Origin of the sequence: Thermosynechococcus sp. (assembly GCF_046299635.1) — a bacterium.
Lineage (GTDB): Bacteria > Cyanobacteriota > Cyanobacteriia > Thermosynechococcales > Thermosynechococcaceae > Thermosynechococcus.
In genome coordinates this window covers 29327-48296 of the sequence record NZ_JBKBHV010000008.1, presented here as the reverse complement: position 1 = coordinate 48296, position 18970 = coordinate 29327, and the positions used below count along the sequence as shown (strand labels likewise).

Genomic DNA, 18970 nt, shown 5'->3' with positions numbered 1-18970 from the left:
ATTTTCTGCTCCTTGAAGGCCAGATCACCCCTTTTGGAAATCTGGAATCTGCGCTATAATTAGAATTCCAAGCGGATGTGGCGGAATTGGTATACGCGCACGTTTGAGGGGCGTGTGGCTTTGCCATGCGAGTTCGAGTCTCGCCATCCGCATTGTCGCCGGGGTCGAGTAGAGGCGCTTGCGGTTGCTAGGGAGAGAAGAGCCTGTCCCCATAAACCTCGCCAGCGTCAGCATTTTGCCGATACAGTGAAGGAGGACAAGGGGCACAGCCCGCAGTCGGCGCGGTAGAATTTTTTCCTATGTGGTCATGGATCCATGCCCTTGAGCAAATCATCCACCGATTGTCTCCACCTTTCGGGAATCCGCTATTACGGCTATACCGGTGCCCTGCCCGAGGAGCAAATTCTCGGCCAGTGGTTTGAGATTGATATTAAGCTCTGGTTTGATATGGCGCCGGCAGCGACCAGCGATCGCCTGGAGGATACCCTCGACTATCGCCCCCTTTTGCAGGCCATTGAGCGGCTCATGCAGCAGGAGCGCTTTCAGCTCATCGAGACCCTCGCAGCCGCAATCCTGAACCTTTGCCTTGCCCCGCCCCAGGTGCAGCGGGCTGCCGTGCGGGTCACAAAACTGGCTCCCCCGGTGCCCAACTTTACTGGTCAAATTAGTGTTGAGATGGTACGCCCCCATGCCGAATCGCCTTAGCCAGTGCCAAAGCCTCTATCTGCGCAAGCACGCCGAAAACCCTATTGACTGGTGGCCGTGGTGCGAGGAAGCCCTCGCCAAAGCCGCTGCCGAGGATCGGGTGATCTTTCTCTCGATTGGCTATTCCAGTTGCCACTGGTGCACGGTGATGGAGGGAGAAGCCTTTTCGGATTTGGAGATTGCTGCCTATCTCAATGCCCATTTCCTGCCGATTAAGGTGGATCGCGAGGAGCGACCCGACATTGACAGCATCTATATGCAGGCCTTGCAACTGATGACGGGGGAAGGGGGCTGGCCGCTGAATATCTTTCTCACCCCCTTGGATTGCCGTCCCTTTTACGGCGGCACTTACTTTCCGGTGCAACCCCGCTATGGCCGGCCGGGGTTTTTGCAGGTGTTGCAGGCGGTGCGGCGCTTCTATGACCAAGAAAAGGAGAAGCTGGCTGCCCAACAGGCCACCCTTTGGCAATATCTTGCTCCCCCCGCCGAGTTGGGAGAGGCCGTTCCTCTGAGCGAAGACCTCCTAAGGACAGGAATTCGCCAAGTCATGCCGATTTTGCGCGATCGCCCCCACGGCACCTGCTTCCCCATGATGCCCTATGCCCAAATGCTCCTGCAGGGGCTGGCTTTGAGTCCCAATCCTCCAGAACTCTTGCACCTGTGTCGGCAGCGGGGACACAACCTTCTGCAGGGGGGCATCTACGACCATGTGGGGGGCGGCTGGCATCGCTACACCGTGGATCCTCGGTGGACGGTACCCCACTTTGAGAAAATGCTCTACGACAACGGCCAAATTGTGACCTACTTAGCACGGCTGTGGCAGCAGGGCGATCGCTCCCCCCAGATTCCCGCGGCCATTGCCCAAACGATTCAATGGCTAGATCGGGAAATGACTGCCCCTGAGGGCTACTTCTATGCCGCGCAGGATGCCGATAGCTTTGTCGGTGCCAATGATCCTGAACCTGAGGAGGGCGCCTTTTACTGCTGGGAATATGCAGAGCTAGTGCAGATCCTAACCCCAACGGAATTGGCACAACTGCAAACCCATTTCGACCTCTCGCCCCAGGGCAACTTCGAGGGCAAGATTGTGCTCAAACAGATCCGTCCTCCCGAACAGCCTGCGGCTCTAAAACCGATTCTGCGGAAGCTCTTTGCCCGCCGCTATGGTGCCGATACCCCCGTGGATCTGCCCTTTCCCGTGGCCACCGACAATGCAACCGCTAAAGGGCGGGCTTGGCCGGGACGGATTCCCCCCGTCACCGATACCAAAATGATTTTGGCCTGGAACAGCCTGATGATTACCGGCTTGGCCACCGCCGCCCAAGTCTGGCAAGAGCGCACCTACTGGCAACGGGCGGCTAAGGCGGCCGAATGGCTCCACGCGCATCAATATCAACAGGGCAAACTCTACCGTCTAAACTATGGGGGTACTGTGGCTGAAGCGGCCCAAGCGGAGGATTACGCCTACTGGATCCAAGCCCTGCTTGCCCTGCATCAGGCCAGTTTAGCAGTGGAGGAGGCGGCACAGCCGTGGCTGCAGTGGGCCATTCAGTATCAAACGCTGTTTGATCGGGAGTTGGCAGCGGATAATGGGGGCTACTACAATGCGCCGCAGCGAGCCGACTTAATTGTGCGCCAGCGGGAAGGGCTGGATAATGCCACACCCTCGGCCAATGGGGTGGCGATCGCCAACTTGGTGCAACTTTTCTTGCTCACAGAGAATCCCGCCTATCTTGAACAGGCAGAAAAGGGACTGCGTTTCTTTAGCCCGCTCCTGCAATCTTCACCCCAGAGTTGTCCAAGCCTGTTGGCGGCATTACAGTGGTACCTGCAGCCTGTCTGTGTCCAGGTGCGCCCGCAGGGGCTGGCAACCCTTTGGGATCGCTACTTGCCGACGGCCATCCTAAAAATTCGCGATGACCTCGAACCGCTTGCCCTTGTCTGTGAAGGTCTACGCTGCCGTGAACCAGCACTAACCCCCGCCCAACTGCAACAACAACTGGATGATCTGTTTCCATCGGTGACCTATGGCTGAAGCGTTGCGTCGCACCCCCCTCTACCGCCTGCACCAAGGGGCACGGTTTACCCCCTTTGGCGAGTGGGAGATGCCCCTCCAGTACAGCAGCATTTTGCAGGAACACCAAGCGGTGCGGCAGCAGGTGGGGATGTTTGATATTTCCCACATGGGCAAGTTTCTCCTGCGAGGCTCTGGGGCGATCGCCGCATTACAAGAGCGGCTGCCCACGGATCTGAGTCGTTTGCAACCCGGCCAAGCAAAATATACGGTTCTTCTCAATGAGGGCGGAGGCATTGTGGATGATGTCATTCTCTACATTGGCGATCGCCAAGTCCGCTGTATTGTGAATGCAGCTACCACTGCTAAGGATTGGGCATGGTTTCAGAAGTATTTACCCACCAGTATTGAGTTCATTGATGAGTCAGCAACACAGGCGCTCATTGCCCTTCAAGGCCCTGCCGCGACAGCAACCCTAATGCCTCTGTGCGATCGCCCCCTCAAGGAAATCAAGGCCTATCGCCATGCTCAGGTGAACCTACTGGGACAGCCCGCTTGGATTGCTCGCACCGGCTATACGGGCGAAGATGGTTGGGAAATTCTTGTCCCGCCGGAATTGGGGCAACAGGTGTGGCAAACTCTGCTGGCAGCCGGTGTTACTCCCTGTGGCCTAGGGGCGCGGGATACTCTGCGATTGGAGGCGGCCATGCTCCTCTACGGCCAAGATATGGATGAGCAAACGACTCCCCTAGAGGCGGGTCTGGATTGGCTGATTGATTGGCAAAAGCCCGATTTTGTGGGGCGTGCTGCCCTCGTGGCGCAAAAGCAGCAGGGGATTGAACGGCAATTGGTGGGTTTAGAACTCCTCGGCAAAGGCATTGCCCGCCACGGCTATCGGATTTATGCGGGGGCACAGGCTGTGGGGGAAGTCACCAGTGGCACCCTATCTCCCACCTTGGGGAAGGCGATCGCCCTTGGCTATGTTTTTCCAGAGTTTGCCCACATCGGGCGTGAACTGGAGGTACAGGTGCGCGATCGGCGGGTGCCGGCGGTGGTGGTTCCTCGCCCCTTCTATCGCCGCCCTCGGTAGCTGGTGCAATTCCGCTAAAATTTAATCCATCAGTGGTGACGCACAACGAATGCTGGAAACTTGCCCTCGCTGTTCTGCCCGTTTAGGAAAGCCGCTGTCTTCTGGCCGCCAAGTGTGTAGTGTCTGCGGTTGGAGTATGGTGGTGATTGAGCGATCGCCCCCACCGCCGCCCACGGGATTCCCCCTGCTTTTGAGGCAGATTGGACGGTTGATCAAGCGTTTTTTCCAATATCTGGGGCTGCAACTGCAACTTCTGTGGCGATCGCTCACCTCTGGTTTGCACCAGCAACAACCTCGCCGCAACCTCTGGGAAAGCCTCGTCACCAAGCTCAAACACCTTGAGGAAAAAATTCCCACTGCTGATCCCAGCAAGGAGTGGCTGACGCCGGAAGAGGCCTTTCAACTGTTGGGGGGAGACCTCAACAATCCCAACTCGAAAGTGAGTACCCTTGATGGCAAACGACGCATTGGCTTATCGGCGTTTCGGCGACTGGTGAACACCGCAGAATATGCGGATTTTGGCTTTCAATACTCTAGCGATCGCCACCTAAAAAATTTACCCTATCTACGCCGCCTGCTTCGTCAGCCTTAGGACGATCGCAGGCTGAGAATGATCTGCCACTCCGATTCAGTGACGGGTTGTACCGAAAGACGGCAGCCTCTTTGCAGCAGCAGCATCCCCTCTAGAGCGGAGACTTGCCGCAGTTCTGGAAGGGTAATGGGAGGCACAAAGTCGCGGCGATACTGGATATCCACCATAAACCAGCGGGCATGGCCGGGGGTACTTTTGGGGTCAAAGTAGGGACTCTCGGGATTCCAAGCAAAGTGATCCGGATAGGGGGGCGTGACCACTTCAGCAATGCCCATGATCGCCGGTGGTTTAGCATTACTGTGATAAAAGAGGACGCGATCGCCCACCCGCATGTGATCGCGGATAAAATTGCGGGCTTGGTAGTTGCGTACGCCCTCCCAGCAGGTGGTTTGTTGCGGCGCTGCCTTCAGATCCTGCCAAGAAAAAACGCTAGGCTCCGACTTCAGTAACCAAATGCCTGCCATGGAGAAGTCTCTAACCGACGCCTACAGCTCTGCTGTGCCTAAGCTACAGCGTAACAAATCCGCCACCGTGGCACAGTAGGGGGTTAGCCCCAAGCTCTGGGGATTCAGCACCGTTTTGTAGGTGAAGTTGCGATAGTTCAAGCAGAAATAATCCCAAGGCGACATTTGCACCCGAAACACGCGTACAAAGAAGTTAATCACCGGCAGGGTCAAGGACACTTGTACATAGATGGGCAGCTTGGCAGCAGCACACAACTGCGCCAACATCTCATTAACCGTAATGGGGGGGTTACCCAGAACCACGCGACGCGGTACCGCATACTCAGGATGCTGCAATAGGTAGAGAACCACTTGGGCAATATCGCGGGCATGGATAAAGTGAAAACTGGCATCGGCGCGGAAAAAGCGAGCCAACCACAGCCACTTCAGAGCCTCGCCCATGCCCTCCGTAATGAAGGAAGGACGCTTGCCATCAGCCCCCCCTCCAAACACCATGGTCGGAAACAGTTCAATGAGGCGATCGCTCACCGGCAACTGCTCAATGGCATGGAGACACTCGTACTTTGAGCGAATGTAATCCGTGCCCAAGGTACCCGCTTCCGGCAGCGGTTCCATCTGATGATTGAGGATACTTGCCGTTGAAAAATAAAAGACCCGCCGGCAGCGCTGCGGATCCAGTTGTCTAAGAAGGGAGCAGGTTTGCTCGTAGTTAATGGCAAACACCTTGTCTCCCCCCCAAGCGGTTGCGGTTAAAATTGCCACATCAAGAGTCGGCAGTAGAGGTTTCAAGGGAGCTAGATCAAGCAAATCCCCCTGAATCACGTTCACGCCGGCTCGCCGCTGCAGATCAATTTGCAGCCGTGCGGGGTTGCGCACCAGCAAAAAGAGTTCGTGATCCGTCTCTTGGATCAGCGCCTCAGAGATGTACTGACCGATGCAACCACTGGCGCCCGTGATCAGGATGCGCATTAGCCGAGGGACTTCACCAGATCAAAGAGAAAGCCTACATTCTCCTCAGGGGTTCCTTGGAGAACACCATGGCCAAGGTTAAAGATGTATTTGCCCTTGCGCCCCGCCTCGATAATTGCAAGGGCCCGTTCCTTGAGTACCGGCTGTGGGGCAAAGAGCGTGGCCGGGTCTAAATTCCCCTGAAGACCTACATGAGCAGGAAACTGCTGGCGAATCGTGCCGATGTCCACCGTCCAGTCAAGGCTGACAATATCTACCCCCGTTGCCGCCATACGATCCACCACTGCGGCACTGCCGTTGATGTAGAGAATAATCGGCACATCGGGATAGACGGCTTTCACCTGCTGCACCACCTGCTTTTGGTAGGGGAAGGCAAAAGTATCGTAGTCCTGACGACTCAGCTGACCTGCCCACGAATCAAAGAGTTGTACCACTTGGGCACCACAGTCAATTTGATAGCAGAGGTAGTCAGCAATAGCAGTGGCCAAGTGGTTCAAGAACTTGTGGAGCAACGCCGGCTCGCGGTAGGCCATGGTTTTGATTTCAATGTAGTCCTTGGAGCTTTTGCCCTCAATGGCGTAGGCCGCAAGGGTCCAAGGGGCACCGGCAAACCCCAGTACGGTGGCGCGATCGCCCACCTCTTGGCGCAGCGTCGAAAGAATCGGGCGAATAAAGGGACAGGCTGCTTCCGGTTCTAGGGGATGGAGTTGCTGCACCTGCTCAAGGGTGCGGATGGGTGGATCAATAATCGGCCCTTTACTCTCGACAATGTCAAAGGGAATGCCAATCCCCGGCAGGGGCGTAAGAATATCCGAAAAGAGGATCACGCCATCTGGGGCGAAAGCACGAAAGGGTTGGAGCGAAATTTCAATGGCCAGTTCAGGAATCTCCGATCGCTGGCGAAACGAGGGGTAGCGATCGCGCAAATCCCGGTAGACCTTCATGTAGCGCCCCGCTTGCCGCATTAACCAGATGGGGGGACGCTCAACGCTTTCACCACGGGCCGCGCGTAGGAGTAAAGGGGTGGTCATCCTAGAGTTTCAATTCCAATCGGTTTCAACGGCTCCGAAAAACTTGTTTTGCAAGCCCCCTTCAGGAGTTGCCTGCGGTTCCCAGAGCTTAACCCTACGATCATACCCTAGGGGGCGATCGCTCCTACACCCCAGACGAGAATTGCTTTTATGCCTGCGGCTGAAACTGCGAGTCGTTGTTTTTGTTATTAGAGTCAAACCCCTTGAATAGCCGTAAGGACTTGGGCAAGTTCAGATGACGCCGCTGGACAAGCCATGGTCGAGGGAAACGTACCTAGCTACATCATAAGCTACGCCCTTTCTCTATCCTTGCTGAAAATCAGCGGGGGGAGCAAAGGAAAAAATCGGAAACTTTTTAGCAGGGGTGTTAATTTTGCCGCAGCGGGTGGGTATGTTATGGCTAGAGGCAAATATGTCTTGACCTAAGGAGTCTCAAAATATGAAAACCGAACTGAAAGCCAAATTCCTTCAGCACCTGCTGGCCAAGAAAAAAGCCGATGAAGGCTTCACCCTCATTGAGCTGCTGGTGGTGGTGATTATCATCGGTATCCTTGCCGCCATCGCCCTGCCCTCAATGCTCAACCAAGCCAACAAAGCCCGTCTATCCGCTGCCAAAAACGCTGCTGGTGCTGTCAACCGTGCGCAGCAGGCCTATCGCTTGGAGAACACCCGCTTTGCTGCTGATGTGAACGAGTTGGGGGTAGGCAGCTCCATTACTAATGTTGAGGGATACAGCGTAACAATGTTAGCTGGAAATCCGGATACAGCGTACATTAACCTTGCTGCCACTGATAGTGCGGGTACAGGTGTTAAAGGCTGTGTTATTGCTAACAACGGTACAACAAGTGCAACTGTGGTCGTAAAGAAAACGTCACCTTATAATGGCGTACCTACTGACTGCTCATAAATCTTACAGAGAGCACAGTTAAATCCTGAAGTGTTGAACTTAGCTAGGAAAAATCTTCCTAGCTTTTTGTATGTTTAATATTATATGTTGACCACCAGCTAGCAACATCTATGCGTTTACTTTTTGTTGATCCTTCGCCACTCTCGTATACAGTTGAGACACCCAAAGAAAGCCCTTTGGGAGGATCACAGTCAGCACTTTGCTACTTGCTACTTACCCTCCATGAGAAAGGGCATGAGGTCTTTCTAGCTAACAAGTGTCAAAAAATCACCATTGTTGAAGGGATTCTTCATCTACCTCTCTTTGCCCTTTCCAAAGAAAGTTTAACTTCTATTTACCCTGATGTTTGTGTTGTACTCAACAGTGCTTTTTGTATTGAAGAGCTGCGCACAGTACTACCTCCAAGTACTAGTTTACTCTTGTGGATACAACATCATGTAGATCAACCAGCAGCTCAAAGCTTAAAAGATTCTAGAATCATCTCCCTAATAGATCGTATTATCGTTGTTAGTGAGTGGCAGCGGCACCAGTATCTAAGCGAGTTTAAGATTGATCCCAATATGCTAGTTGTCTTACGCAATGCCGTTAGCCCATATTTTGAACATCTATTTTCCCCAGAAGAATCAATTCTTCAACACAAGTTACCCACTGTAAGGCTTGCTTATACCAGTACTCCTTTTCGTGGCCTAGACCAGTTAGCACAAATTTATCCAAGGCTCTACCAACGCTACCCCAATCTAGAGTTAGAAGTTTATTCCAGTATGAAAGTTTATCAAGTCAGTCCTGCCGAGGATCAATGGCAAGCACTCTATGAAAAATTCAAAGAGCTTCCAAGAGTTAACTACTACGGCTCTTGTTCCCAGAGAGGATTAGCAGAAGCCTTAAAAAAAGTTGCTATTTTGAGTTATCCTAATACCTTTCCTGAAACCTCCTGTATTGCTGTTCTTGAAGCAATGGCCAGCGGTTGTTTTATTGTCACATCTAGACTGGGTGCACTTCCGGAAACAACGGCAGGGTTTGCAGAACTTGTGGAATTCACTACTGATTGGCCAATCTATCAAGCAAATTATGAGCAGTCGCTGGGACGAGTTATAGAGCAATTTTCCTGTCCGGAAAATCATCTCAAATTAGAAAGTCATTTACAAGCTCAAGTCAACTATATCCACGAGCACTATACTTGGCGTCGGCGTGCAGATGAATGGATCACTGCCTTAGAGTTTATAATTAATAATCAACTTACTTTAATCACCGCTAAGGACTGGGAAAATCGCCTTGAATTTTATCTAAAGCATGAGAAATATCAGTTAGTCGTTGATGTTTGTGTTGAATTGATTGAAAAATTTCCTGAGGAGATTATTTGGTTTGCTTACCAAGGTGCTGCATATATTCTACAAGGAAAAGAAACAGAAGCACAATTGTTATGGTCTTTTTATATGACTGATTGCCCCGAGGAGCAGTATCTTAAAGCTGCTCACGCTTGGTCTAAGATATTGGTGAACTTAGCAAATCACGAAAAGTTTGCATTAGAGAGTAGATTTGCGCTTGCAAGTTATGCCTATGACTTTCAAGCCACCATTGAAACGTTTATTCCTCTTTTAGGTGTATCTATTGCACTATCTTTACCCTCTGATGATATTAAATCTTTGATTAGCAGTTTCAATAGCCTTTGCCTTGAAAATATTGAAATAGCAGAAGATGATAAAAAATCTATTTTAGGAATACTGAAGAAACTGTTGGTCGAATATGAAACTGACGAAGAAACTAATAAATTAATCGAAAACTGGGCATGTCAATTTAACTTACGGAAAGAAATCAGTCATTTACTATTTGAGTTGATCCTGAATGATCCAGAAAAAAACGCAAAAAAATTAGCAGGAACCTACATGAAAATATCGGAGGTTGAATTCGCTGCCTATCACTTTCTGGCTTCAGCCCTGACTAGGTCAAGGTCACCAGAGCTAGCTTTAGTTTGTGCTAACTCACTTTTAGAAGATTCCCTGAGTTTGACTGCCGTTGGTAAAGACATAGCTTTGAGCTGTAAAATAAACGTTTTACAAACCTATAAGTACAATGTACAACTCTCACAACAAATCGATCATCTGTGGAGAGAGTGGCTAAATAACAATGATAATCTTAAAAACTATTATCAACAATTAAACGAAAATAACGTTACTTTTCCCACTTTATTTTATACTGTTTCTTCTTACTTTATATTAACACATTATATTGATCAACCAAGTTTTCTAAAGCCAATCTTTAACCACAGAAACCAAAAAACTCAAGAAAAAGCTTCTCTTTTTTACCAACTTAATAAATATCGGCGCGCAAGGACGATTTTTTCGGGCAACTCTGAGCCTAGAAAAATAAAAGTTGGCTTCATTGGTGTTTGCTTTAAGACACACCCTGCCGGCAATCAAATCCGCTCCTTTATCCGCTTGCGGAACAGAGAAAGCCTTACATTATACGCCTACAGTGTTGAGTATAGAAAAGAGTTATCTGATGGCATGCGTGAATGGTTCAAGGCTTCTTTCGATCACTTTCGTTCTCTTTCAGAGCCGGATGCAGAAAAAATAGCAACTACCATATATGAGGATGATTTAGATATCCTAATTGATCTTGATAGCTGCACTATTGATATGTCTTGGATGACTCTCCATCTTAAGCCGGCACCGGTACAAGCAACATGGGTGGGATTTGATGCCAGTGGCATACCGACGGTGGATTACTTTATCGTTGACCCCTATGTTCTTCCGGAGGGAGCACAAGCATGGTACACAGAGACACTGTGGCGATTGCCGGATTGCTATCTCTCCCTCGATGGCTATGAGGTTGCAAATAAAACCGGCATTCGTGACCAACTGGGTCTGAGTGCCGATACAGTAGTTTTCATGTGTGCCCAACGAGCTAGCAAAATTCAACCCGAAATACTCAGGCTACAATTTGCAATTGTTGAAGCAGTTCCTAATGCGGTTCTCATTGTGAAGTACCATAGTGGCAGCTCTACTTTTGAAGAGTGGTGTCGCAGTGTTGCTGAAGCTCACGGCTTTGACCTGAATAAGCTTTATTTTCTCACCCCTAACCCGCCGGAAATTCACCGTGCCAATTTCTACGATGTGGATGTGGTCTTGGATACCTATCCCTATGCAGGGGGTGGCATGAGTCTCGAAGCCCTCTGGTTGGAGGTGCCGATTGTAACGAAGGTGGGGCAGCAGTTTGTGGCTCGCCATACTTACACTTTCTTGAAAAATGTGGGCGTGGAGGAGGGAATTGCCTGGACCGATGCGGAGTATGTGAATTGGGGAATTCGTTTTGGCACCGAGCCAGATCTGCGGCAGCGGGTGAGTTGGAAGCTGCGCCAAGCCAAACGCCGTGCCCCCCTGTGGAATCCCCAACGCTTTAGCCGTGAGATGGAGCAAGCCCTAACGGCCATGGTAAATCGGTATCGAACAGGGGAGCTGGTTGTGCCGCCGCGCCATCGTGTCGGTGAATAGGGCCGGTCATCGAGTTTGCTTAATTTTCTCCATAGGCTTTAATGTCTATAAGTATTTCAGATACCTTGGGAGCCTCAAATTACGAAAACGATACGAAGCGCGACTTGAATCCAACTATCAAGGCTGGGGTTTTCCCCTAGTATCTAAATTGGAGCGTGATGGCTCCCTGCCTTTTCCATAAATGAGAGGACAAGATTCATGGCAACCTACAAAGTAACGCTCGTGCGTCCTGATGGAAACGAAACAACAATTGACGTACCCGAAGATGAGTACATTCTGGATGTGGCTGAAGAGCAAGGCTTAGACCTGCCCTTCTCCTGTCGTGCCGGTGCTTGTTCCACTTGTGCCGGTAAGCTCCTGGAAGGAGAAGTGGATCAGTCGGATCAGTCCTTCTTGGATGATGATCAAATCGAGAAGGGCTTTGTGCTCACCTGTGTCGCCTATCCCCGCTCTGACTGCAAAATCCTCACCAACCAAGAGGAAGAACTCTACTAGAGCAATTTTGCACAATTTATCTTGCTGGGGCGGTTGTCATTGGGCATCGCCCCTTTATTTTGAGGCTGGAGTCCTTAAGATAGAGGTAGTGATTGGTGCCCGCTAATGGTTTCCGACTTGCCCTCCGCTGGTGATTTGCTGATCCGTCCCTTGGCCTATCGGGATGTGGAGGTGGTACAACAGCGGCTGTGCCATGAGGGAGTACACGATCAGCCCTTTGGCCTACCCTTCTTTGGAGACGGACAAATGACCTCACCGCTGCATCTGTTGCAGTGGCTCATGGGGATGAGCAAGCAGCGCATTTATGTGGCAGAGCGGGACAATCAACTATTGGGCGTTGTTCAAGTAGCTCCCTTTAATGAAAATCGCACTACATGGCAGGTGCAGCAACTGGCTGCCCAAGAGTTTACGGAGGTGGGGACACAACTCCTGCGCCACTGTTTTAGTAGTATTATCGAAGCCCGCACATGGATGGTGGAAATCAATATTGACCGCCGCGAGGCACTAGACCTCTACCGTCAAAATGGTTTTCAACCTTTGGCGCATCTCACCTACTGGCAAATTTCAGCAGATCAGTTAGCAGCACTGGCCGAGGGCACCCCTTGCTTGCCTAATCTGCTGAAGGTTACAAATGCCGATGCCCGGTTGCTGCATGAGTTGGATACGATGTCCATGCCGGCCTTAGTGCGCCAAGTGTTTAATCGCCACTATCGGGATTTTCAGATCAATCTATTGGATTGGCTCCACCACCATTTGGCCGGTTGGTGGCAACAGGTGCAAGTGCATCGTGCTTATGTGTTTGAACCGCAGCGCAAGGTGGCGATCGCCTCCTACACGCTCCATGCCAGCCAAGATGGACATCTCCCCCATTGGCTAGACCTAACGGTGCACCCAGCTTATACCCACCTGTATCCGGAGATTTTGACCCATATTGCCCAGCTGGTGCAGTCTTATGCGGCAGCGCCTCTATTGCTCTCTTCGACGGATTACCAAGGGGAGCGGGAAGCCTACCTTGAAAGTTGGGCTGAACCTATCCGTCGCAGTTTAATGATGTCGCGTTCGGTGTGGCACAAGGTGCGGGAGGTGCGATCGCCCCTGCCGGAAGGTCTCACCCTCTCAGAAGTGCTCCAAGGTCTGCAAACCCATCGCCGTCCTCAACCCGGTCAGATTCATACCAAAGAGGGGGCACAGGCCTACTACCATGAGCCTCCACCCAAAAAGACATCGCCGCCGGAAGCTCAATCCTGATTTCGGGAGAGGGAGATTTCTGAGGTTTCAGTGTAGCCTTGGAGGGCTTGCAGGAGACGCTGGATCGCTGTTTCGTTGTCAAGGGTCAGCCGTTCAGGTTCAGCAACAGCCGTGCGCTGGAGGGACTGCGGTAGATGTTCGAGGGATTGACCATAGGTATTGCCCTTGGTGGCAAGCGGTGTGCTTTGGGGTAGCGGATTGAGGAGGCTAATTTGCTCAGGCAAATAAAAGATGGGTTGCAGTTGCTCTAGGGGAAAGGTGCCATAGCCTTGGGCATCGGCTGGATGGTGTTGCCAATAGTCCAAGAGGGTCTGGCGATCGCAAAAACCCAGCATCTGTGCCTGCCGGCGATCGCGATCTAAACCCACAGCAACCGCCAAATCTGCGTTAATCACCCCCAAAAATGTCGGGCAATGGATCCGCAGCGTCTCTCCCTGCTCAACGGGATAGAGGGATAACTGCACCCCTTCCAAGTTCAGATCCGCAATGTCCACCAAGTCAAGAACCTCTGGCCGTTCGCACCAGGTGGTACTCAAGCTCAGATCGCTTGGCAAATCCTCAAGATCATCCTGCTTGCTGGGAACCCCCTCATTTTCCCACCAGTCTATGAAGGCGTAGAGCGCAACTAAATAGGGCAGAACCTGTCGTTGGCGGCTGGGGCGACATCTGTGAAGCACGGCATGGGCAGCATCCAAGGTCAGGGAACGAATGGGAACAGTCGGTGCCAAAGCGGAAATCATAGCCGTTGTTATCCAAACCAAGTACGAAGAGGCAGAGCCGTTTAGGGGAGATAGTAAATGCCGTTCTGCTCACACCACCGGGCAAGGCGAGCTTCTATTTGCTCATCAATTTGTTTTGCCGTGCAAAGACCACGGGCATAGTCCGGGTGAATTTCACGACGGGTTTGCCGTCGTTGGTGGGGGCTGGGGATTGATTGGGTTTCATACCATCGCCTCATCCATTGCGGAATCTGGGGATCTTGAAAGAACTTACGGTAGAGCCAGAGGCGATATTCACGACCAAGGCAGCGGGAAATGGTGGGCTGGCTCACAAAGAGTTCGCGGGCAATTTCCGCTTGGGTACGGCGACGCTCACACCAATCCCTCACCCATGTTGGCGTTTGTGGATCATTGAGAAACTCCACCATGCACTCCACCCCTTGGCCATTGCTGGTTGGCAGTGTACGGCTATCGGGATAGTTGTCAATCCATTCTTGGTTGCTGTCGGCGGAGCAAATGTTCAGAGAACGAGTAGATTGCACATAGCGCCCAAGGATGCGCCGCACCTGTTGATGAATGTCGCGCGTATAGTCAATCGTCCAGCCCAGAAGTTGGGCAATCTGCTGGCGCAAGCGGGTGGTTGAAGCCCGAATACGGGGATCGGTAATCTCCGTTTGCACGACGGTAATCAACTGCGCACAGGCCTTGGGATTAATCTCCCGCTGCACCTCAGGCGGCGCTGCCTGATAGCGATCTTGAAAAACTTGCAGGGCACGGTTGTCGTAAAAGAGCAGTTCATCGGCCTCGCGCTTGAGGAGTTTGCGTTTTTCATCGGCCAGTTTATTGCTGATGACCGTGCGCACCCATGCTTCAAAGGTGGGACGACCATGGCCAGTGGCTCCAAAGGGCTTGAGGGGGTCGAAGGATTTCATTGCTTCCCAGAGCCAGCCCATGAGATTACTTTGGCATTGCTCGGGATCAGAGCTACCCAAACACACCGTACGCAGCAGATCGCGATACTCGTGGCGAAACTGGGGAGATAGGAGAACCGTTGCACCGAGTTCTTGGCGTAGGCACTGGATAAAGAAGGCAAGGAAACACTCAGCCTCCGTCAGTTCCGGAGAAGGATTGCGGTTGGCTAGGGCTGGACGACTAAAGGCAAGAACCAATTGTTTCAGAGGCTGGTTGTACTGGCCGCGATTGAGGCGATCGTACTCATCTTGAATGACAGTGGCGGGAATTTGCAGTAACCGCAGTACCGTTTTTTGCACCGCCTGCTGTTGTAGTTGATCGCGGCTAATATTTTCTAGGCAGCGGGGAAAAAGGCGAAAATAGGCTTCCACCAGGCGTTGGAGATAGCCGCCTCGCTGACTCAGATGGGCATCAATGTTGCGATCTAGGATGGCTCGCAGGGCCTGAGAGAGGGGCTTCATCACGGCGGGCGATCGCTCCCCGGCCAAGTAACGAGACCGAGCCGCCTGCAATAACTGCGGCAGTTGTTCCACCTCAAGATCAGGACTGCGGGTCGAGAGACTCATCCGAAATGGGCAACATGAAAATAATTACTCAACATAGTAGCGGTTTTTGCCGATGTCTTTGGGGCAATTGTTAGGATCGCTTAAGATAGCTCTTCCTCATGGGATAAGGGGGTTTTCAGGGTCTCAGGAATCACGGTTCCCAGTTGCGCCGGTAAGCGGGCGATCGCCTGCTGCACAAAGGAACGAATAAATTCATCGCGGCGATTAAGTTGAAACTGCCGTTGCACCACTTCCCCCATGCCGCCATCTCCCCAGTCTTGGTTGTGGCGAAAATATTCAATAAAACTTTTACCGGCAATGCGGGTGAGGTAAGCGGCAGTAATTCCTTGGACGGCTTTGCCCACCACCAGACCCCCGACGCTCAACTGGAGAGCCGTCCCCACTAGATTCATGGCACCTTTGACAATGCCGAGACTGGCAAGGGTTTTGCCCAAGGAAAGGGCCAACTCACGGGCGCGATCGCGATTCAAGTCACAGCCATAGACCTTGCCAATTTCCATCACCATTTGCGCATTCACGGCGGCGGCCGCCAGCAGATCCACGACAGGAATTGGCGTCACGCAGACCACACCCGCACTAATCCACTGGTAGCGTTCCACCACTTTATCCGCTTGGCGACGCCGTTGCTGATCAATGATTTTGCGAGCTTGCTCCCCTAGACGTTGAGACTGCAAGAGGATATTGTCAGCCACAAGATCATCCCCTTCCTCGCGGAGAATGGCACTCATCCGCCGAATCAGTGGCCAGATGTGGGGTTCTGGTTCCAGCCACTCTCCTGTCTCAAGGTGAATCGGTTGGGGACGGGCGGCAATGCCCACCACATCTTGGGGCGGAATGAGTCCCTTGACCCGCTGCCGCAGATGACGTAGCAGAGCCAGTTGATCCGCCTCTGAGCGCAGGTCAATTTTATTGAGTACCAAGAGCGATCGCTTGCCCATTTCCACCAAGTTCACCAAGGGGGTGTATTCCGACCGGCGCAGGTCATCGTCCAAAACAAAAAGGAGTAAGTCGGCTTCTGCGGCAAGTTGGCGGGCTAATTGCTCGCGGTAGGTACCAGCGACACCTGCTTCTAAAATGCCGGGGGTGTCGGTAATGAGTATTTCTTGATCCGTATGGGGGAGCCAAAAGCGATAGGTTTGCCCCACTGCCGTCGTGCCCATTGTCGGTGCCACTTCCCCCACCATCTCACCAATCAGGGCATTGACGAGAGAGGTTTTACCCGCCGAGCCGGTACCAAAGACAACAATGCGCAATTCTTGACGGTAAAAGTCCTCCTCTAGCTCCCGTGCCCGTGCCATCAATGCTTGCCGTGCCACCTCATCCTCAATTTGACTCAGTTGCTGCCGTAGGGCTTTGAGGTTCTCAGCAGCAGCCTCCGTTTTATCAAGGGGGGCTTGGGGTACAGGGCTGGCGGCCTTGGGTTTGCCCTTGCGTTCCAACACATACAGGTAGCGGAAGAAAAGGTAGAGCAGTCCCCCCAATAGACCAATCAGCACCAGCACCAAGAGATTGGCCAAAAAGGGTGCTGTAAAGGACACCTGCACATAGAGCCACGTCAGTGCTGAGACCAACCAGAGGATGAGCACCAGAAGAGTGCCGAATCCCAACAGTGGCCAAAACCAACGCTTAGGGGTCATGGCAGGTATTTCATCAGACGCTGCAAGAGGGGCAATTTCAGCGATCGCCCCCGCCAAAGGCGCACCATGAGTCCCAAGTTGACCAAAAAGTAGGTCGATCCCCAGAGACTATTGAGGAACAGCAATAAACCATGGGGCAGAGACTGGGTTTCACTCACGTTAGCCGCCCCATTCAGCAGACCATAGCCCAACAACCAAATCAAACCAATAAGAAGAGCAAGGCGACTGACATGGCGGGTTTGGCGATTGCTCACCCGACGGCTCAACTGCCAAAGGGCGGGAATCATGCCAAAAATGGGCAGCAAATAGACAAAGAACCACAATCGCTGCAACGTTGGATTGGTAAAGGCATCCCGATCCACCGGGTCAAGCGGCTCCATCAAATACTCCGCAGAGGCATGCGCACCGTCGTCAGGGCTTCTTGATTCCTAATATATCGCTGATTGATTAGGAGACAGCCCCATGCCAAAGCTGTTGATTTTAGGCGATAAATCATCAGCCCCATTGCTAAACTTAAGAGTGGCTTATTTGCGGCCATGCCCGCGATCGCCAGTGTTGCGTTGTCACTAGGGAATCTGCATCTATGTCAGTGATTCAGGAGCTACACCGTCAACTCGTTCGCAAAGAACGCTCCGCCACTGAAATTACCCAAGCCTATCTGGATCGCATTGCCCAAGTAGAGCCAACGCTCCATAGCTTCTTGACCGTGACGGGCGATCGCGCCCTTGCCCAAGCGGCCGAAGTGGATAAACGGCTGGCTGCGGGCGAAGAAATCGGCCTGCTGGCGGGGATTCCCTTGGCCATCAAGGACAACCTCTGCACCTATGGGGTACGCACCACCTGTGCTTCCAAGATGCTGGAGCATTTTGTGCCCCCCTATGAGTCCACCGTAACCCAAAAACTGCAGGCCACCGGCGCCATCATGATTGGCAAAACCAATCTCGATGAATTTGCCATGGGCAGCTCCACCGAAAATTCTGCCTTTGGATTTACCGCCAATCCTTGGAATCTAGGGCGGGTCTCTGGCGGCTCTTCTGGCGGCTCTGCTGCTGCCGTTGCCGCCGGCGAATGTGCTGCTGCCCTTGGCTCGGATACGGGCGGTTCCATTCGTCAACCCGCTGCCTTTTGTGGGGTGGTCGGCCTGAAGCCCACCTATGGCTTGGTGTCCCGCTATGGTCTGGTTGCCTATGCGTCGTCATTAGATCAGGTAGGACCTTTGGCACCGACGGTTACCGATGCAGCCATTCTTTTGGGGGCGATCGCCGGCCATGATCCCAAGGATGCCACTAGCCTCAACGTGCCGATTCCCGACTATACCCAAGCCCTCAAACCCGATCTCAAGGGAATACGCATTGGCGTCATTCAAGAAACCGTGGCTGACGGCGTCCAAGCCGAGGTGAAATCCGCCCTTGAGGCTGCCCTCAAAACCCTAGAGGAGTTAGGGGCAACGGTGGTGGAACTCTCCTGTCCGCGCTTTGCCTACGGCCTGCCCACCTATTACATCATTGCCCCTTCGGAAGCTTCGGCAAACCTCGCCCGCTATGATGGCGTGAATTTTGGTTTTCGCGCTGAAGGAGCGAGCGATCTCCTTGAAATGTACATGAAAACCCGCGCCCAAGGCTTTGGCGCGGAGGTGAAACGGCGGATTATGATTGGCACCTACGCCCTTTCTGCCGGCTACTACGATGCCTACTACCTACGGGCACAAAAGGTACGCACCCTGATCAAACAAGACTTTGCCCAAGCCTTTGAACAGGTGGATGTTTTAGTCTCCCCCACCGCTCCCACCACCGCCTTCAAGGCCGGTGAGAAGACCGCCGACCCCCTGAGTATGTATCTGTCAGACCTGATGACCATTCCCGTCAACCTTGCCGGGCTACCGGGCTTGAGCCTCCCCTGTGGCTTTGATCGAGAAGGACTGCCCATTGGCCTGCAACTGATTGGCAACGTCCTGCGAGAAGAGACCCTATTCCACGTTGCCTATGCCTACGAACAGGCTACCCCTTGGCATCAGCAGCAGCCGCAGCTTTAGGCCTTAGCCAAAACGGCCACTGACATAATCCATGGTGG

16 protein-coding genes and 1 tRNA gene are annotated in these 18970 nt (G+C 52.5%); 10 read left to right on the top strand and 7 right to left on the bottom strand.

Annotated elements, in window-relative coordinates; translation table 11 throughout:
* Positions 1-71: 71 nt before the first annotated feature.
* The 5 genes from ACK4IR_RS05160 (at position 72) to ACK4IR_RS05140 (ending at position 4401) form a co-directional block, all read left to right on the top strand.
* A tRNA-Leu gene (locus ACK4IR_RS05160) sits at positions 72-152 on the top strand.
* A 163-nt stretch (positions 153-315) separates the two neighbouring features.
* Complete coding sequence (gene folB, locus ACK4IR_RS05155; protein WP_409873090.1) at positions 316-705, top strand: dihydroneopterin aldolase; 390 nt, start codon at positions 316-318, stop codon at positions 703-705.
* A complete protein-coding gene (locus ACK4IR_RS05150) occupies positions 689-2740 on the top strand; it encodes a thioredoxin domain-containing protein (RefSeq protein ID WP_409873089.1) in 2052 nt (683 codons plus the stop codon). The genes folB and ACK4IR_RS05150 overlap by 17 nt, the downstream gene beginning before the upstream one ends.
* Complete coding sequence (gene gcvT, locus ACK4IR_RS05145; RefSeq protein WP_409873088.1) at positions 2733-3809, top strand: glycine cleavage system aminomethyltransferase GcvT; 1077 nt, start codon at positions 2733-2735, stop codon at positions 3807-3809. The genes ACK4IR_RS05150 and gcvT overlap by 8 nt, the downstream gene beginning before the upstream one ends.
* Positions 3810-3858: 49 nt before the next feature.
* A complete protein-coding gene (locus tag ACK4IR_RS05140; RefSeq protein WP_409873087.1) occupies positions 3859-4401 on the top strand; it encodes a hypothetical protein in 543 nt (180 codons plus the stop codon).
* On the opposite strand, the gene ACK4IR_RS05135 is transcribed toward ACK4IR_RS05140, so the two are convergent.
* The 3 genes from ACK4IR_RS05135 to hemE are packed head-to-tail and all read right to left on the bottom strand — an operon-like array spanning position 4398 to position 6865.
* The gene (locus ACK4IR_RS05135) at positions 4398-4865 is read right to left on the bottom strand and encodes an EVE domain-containing protein (protein WP_409873085.1); all 468 of its coding nucleotides are present in this window, start codon (positions 4863-4865) and stop codon (positions 4398-4400) included. The two genes, ACK4IR_RS05140 and ACK4IR_RS05135, sit on opposite strands and share 4 nt — an antisense overlap.
* A gap of 21 nt (positions 4866-4886) precedes the next feature.
* Positions 4887-5834, bottom strand: a complete 948-nt coding sequence (locus ACK4IR_RS05130; protein ID WP_409873083.1) for an NAD-dependent epimerase/dehydratase family protein — start codon at positions 5832-5834, stop codon at positions 4887-4889.
* Entirely contained in the window at positions 5834-6865 is a 1032-nt protein-coding gene (gene hemE / locus ACK4IR_RS05125; RefSeq protein ID WP_409873081.1) for a uroporphyrinogen decarboxylase, read from the bottom strand. The genes ACK4IR_RS05130 and hemE overlap by 1 nt, the downstream gene beginning before the upstream one ends.
* A 439-nt stretch (positions 6866-7304) precedes the next feature.
* Here hemE and ACK4IR_RS05120 point away from each other — a divergent pair, with 439 nt between their 5' ends.
* The 4 genes from ACK4IR_RS05120 to ACK4IR_RS05105 all read left to right on the top strand — a co-directional run bounded on the left by ACK4IR_RS05120 (position 7305) and on the right by ACK4IR_RS05105 (position 13006).
* Positions 7305-7772, top strand: coding sequence for a type IV pilin protein (locus tag ACK4IR_RS05120; protein WP_409873079.1), 468 nt, complete (start codon positions 7305-7307; stop codon positions 7770-7772).
* Positions 7773-7882: 110 nt separating this feature from the next.
* Positions 7883-11263 carry a glycosyltransferase gene (locus ACK4IR_RS05115; RefSeq protein ID WP_409873077.1) on the top strand — a complete coding sequence of 1127 codons (3381 nt, stop codon included), beginning with the start codon at positions 7883-7885 and terminating at the stop codon, positions 11261-11263.
* Between the two features lie 198 nt (positions 11264-11461).
* Complete coding sequence (gene petF1 / locus ACK4IR_RS05110; protein ID WP_409873075.1) at positions 11462-11758, top strand: ferredoxin PetF1; 297 nt, start codon at positions 11462-11464, stop codon at positions 11756-11758.
* A 105-nt stretch (positions 11759-11863) separates the two neighbouring features.
* A complete protein-coding gene (locus tag ACK4IR_RS05105) occupies positions 11864-13006 on the top strand; it encodes a GNAT family N-acetyltransferase (RefSeq protein ID WP_409873073.1) in 1143 nt (380 codons plus the stop codon).
* On the opposite strand, the gene ACK4IR_RS05100 is transcribed toward ACK4IR_RS05105, so the two are convergent.
* The 4 genes from ACK4IR_RS05100 to ACK4IR_RS05085 form a co-directional block, all read right to left on the bottom strand.
* Positions 12997-13746 (bottom strand): DUF1822 family protein, encoded by a 750-nt coding sequence (locus ACK4IR_RS05100; RefSeq protein ID WP_409873072.1) that lies wholly within the window; start codon positions 13744-13746, stop codon positions 12997-12999. The genes ACK4IR_RS05105 and ACK4IR_RS05100 overlap by 10 nt on opposite strands.
* Positions 13747-13787: 41 nt before the next feature.
* On the bottom strand, positions 13788-15263 hold the full coding sequence (locus ACK4IR_RS05095) for a hypothetical protein (RefSeq protein WP_409873070.1): 1476 nt from the start codon (positions 15261-15263) through the stop codon (positions 13788-13790).
* A gap of 80 nt (positions 15264-15343) precedes the next feature.
* Positions 15344-16900: a YcjF family protein gene (locus ACK4IR_RS05090; protein ID WP_409873069.1), complete on the bottom strand. Its 1557-nt coding sequence runs from the start codon at positions 16898-16900 to the stop codon at positions 15344-15346.
* Positions 16897-17280 (bottom strand): hypothetical protein, encoded by a 384-nt coding sequence (locus ACK4IR_RS05085; protein ID WP_409873067.1) that lies wholly within the window; start codon positions 17278-17280, stop codon positions 16897-16899. Before ACK4IR_RS05085 ends, ACK4IR_RS05090 begins: the two co-directional genes overlap by 4 nt.
* Positions 17281-17483: 203 nt before the next feature.
* Between ACK4IR_RS05085 and gatA the strand changes: the two genes are divergently transcribed.
* Positions 17484-18932 (top strand): Asp-tRNA(Asn)/Glu-tRNA(Gln) amidotransferase subunit GatA, encoded by a 1449-nt coding sequence (gene gatA / locus ACK4IR_RS05080; RefSeq protein WP_409873065.1) that lies wholly within the window; start codon positions 17484-17486, stop codon positions 18930-18932.
* Positions 18933-18970 lie beyond the last annotated feature (38 nt).

Excerpts from the sequence above, each read along its gene's own strand:
- folB (WP_409873090.1), top strand. The coding sequence starts at position 316 with ATGCCCTTGAGCAAATCATCCACCGATTGTCTCCACCTTTCGGGAATC.
- ACK4IR_RS05150 (WP_409873089.1), top strand. The coding sequence starts at position 689 with ATGCCGAATCGCCTTAGCCAGTGCCAAAGCCTCTATCTGCGCAAGCAC.
- gcvT (WP_409873088.1), top strand. The coding sequence starts at position 2,733 with ATGGCTGAAGCGTTGCGTCGCACCCCCCTCTACCGCCTGCACCAAGGG.
- ACK4IR_RS05140 (WP_409873087.1), top strand. The coding sequence starts at position 3,859 with ATGCTGGAAACTTGCCCTCGCTGTTCTGCCCGTTTAGGAAAGCCGCTG.
- ACK4IR_RS05135 (WP_409873085.1), bottom strand. The coding sequence starts at position 4,865 with ATGGCAGGCATTTGGTTACTGAAGTCGGAGCCTAGCGTTTTTTCTTGG.
- ACK4IR_RS05130 (WP_409873083.1), bottom strand. The coding sequence starts at position 5,834 with ATGCGCATCCTGATCACGGGCGCCAGTGGTTGCATCGGTCAGTACATC.
- hemE (WP_409873081.1), bottom strand. The coding sequence starts at position 6,865 with ATGACCACCCCTTTACTCCTACGCGCGGCCCGTGGTGAAAGCGTTGAG.
- ACK4IR_RS05120 (WP_409873079.1), top strand. The coding sequence starts at position 7,305 with ATGAAAACCGAACTGAAAGCCAAATTCCTTCAGCACCTGCTGGCCAAG.
- ACK4IR_RS05115 (WP_409873077.1), top strand. The coding sequence starts at position 7,883 with ATGCGTTTACTTTTTGTTGATCCTTCGCCACTCTCGTATACAGTTGAG.
- petF1 (WP_409873075.1), top strand. The coding sequence starts at position 11,462 with ATGGCAACCTACAAAGTAACGCTCGTGCGTCCTGATGGAAACGAAACA.
- ACK4IR_RS05105 (WP_409873073.1), top strand. The coding sequence starts at position 11,864 with ATGGTTTCCGACTTGCCCTCCGCTGGTGATTTGCTGATCCGTCCCTTG.
- ACK4IR_RS05100 (WP_409873072.1), bottom strand. The coding sequence starts at position 13,746 with ATGATTTCCGCTTTGGCACCGACTGTTCCCATTCGTTCCCTGACCTTG.
- ACK4IR_RS05095 (WP_409873070.1), bottom strand. The coding sequence starts at position 15,263 with ATGAGTCTCTCGACCCGCAGTCCTGATCTTGAGGTGGAACAACTGCCG.
- ACK4IR_RS05090 (WP_409873069.1), bottom strand. The coding sequence starts at position 16,900 with ATGACCCCTAAGCGTTGGTTTTGGCCACTGTTGGGATTCGGCACTCTT.
- ACK4IR_RS05085 (WP_409873067.1), bottom strand. The coding sequence starts at position 17,280 with ATGGAGCCGCTTGACCCGGTGGATCGGGATGCCTTTACCAATCCAACG.
- gatA (WP_409873065.1), top strand. The coding sequence starts at position 17,484 with ATGTCAGTGATTCAGGAGCTACACCGTCAACTCGTTCGCAAAGAACGC.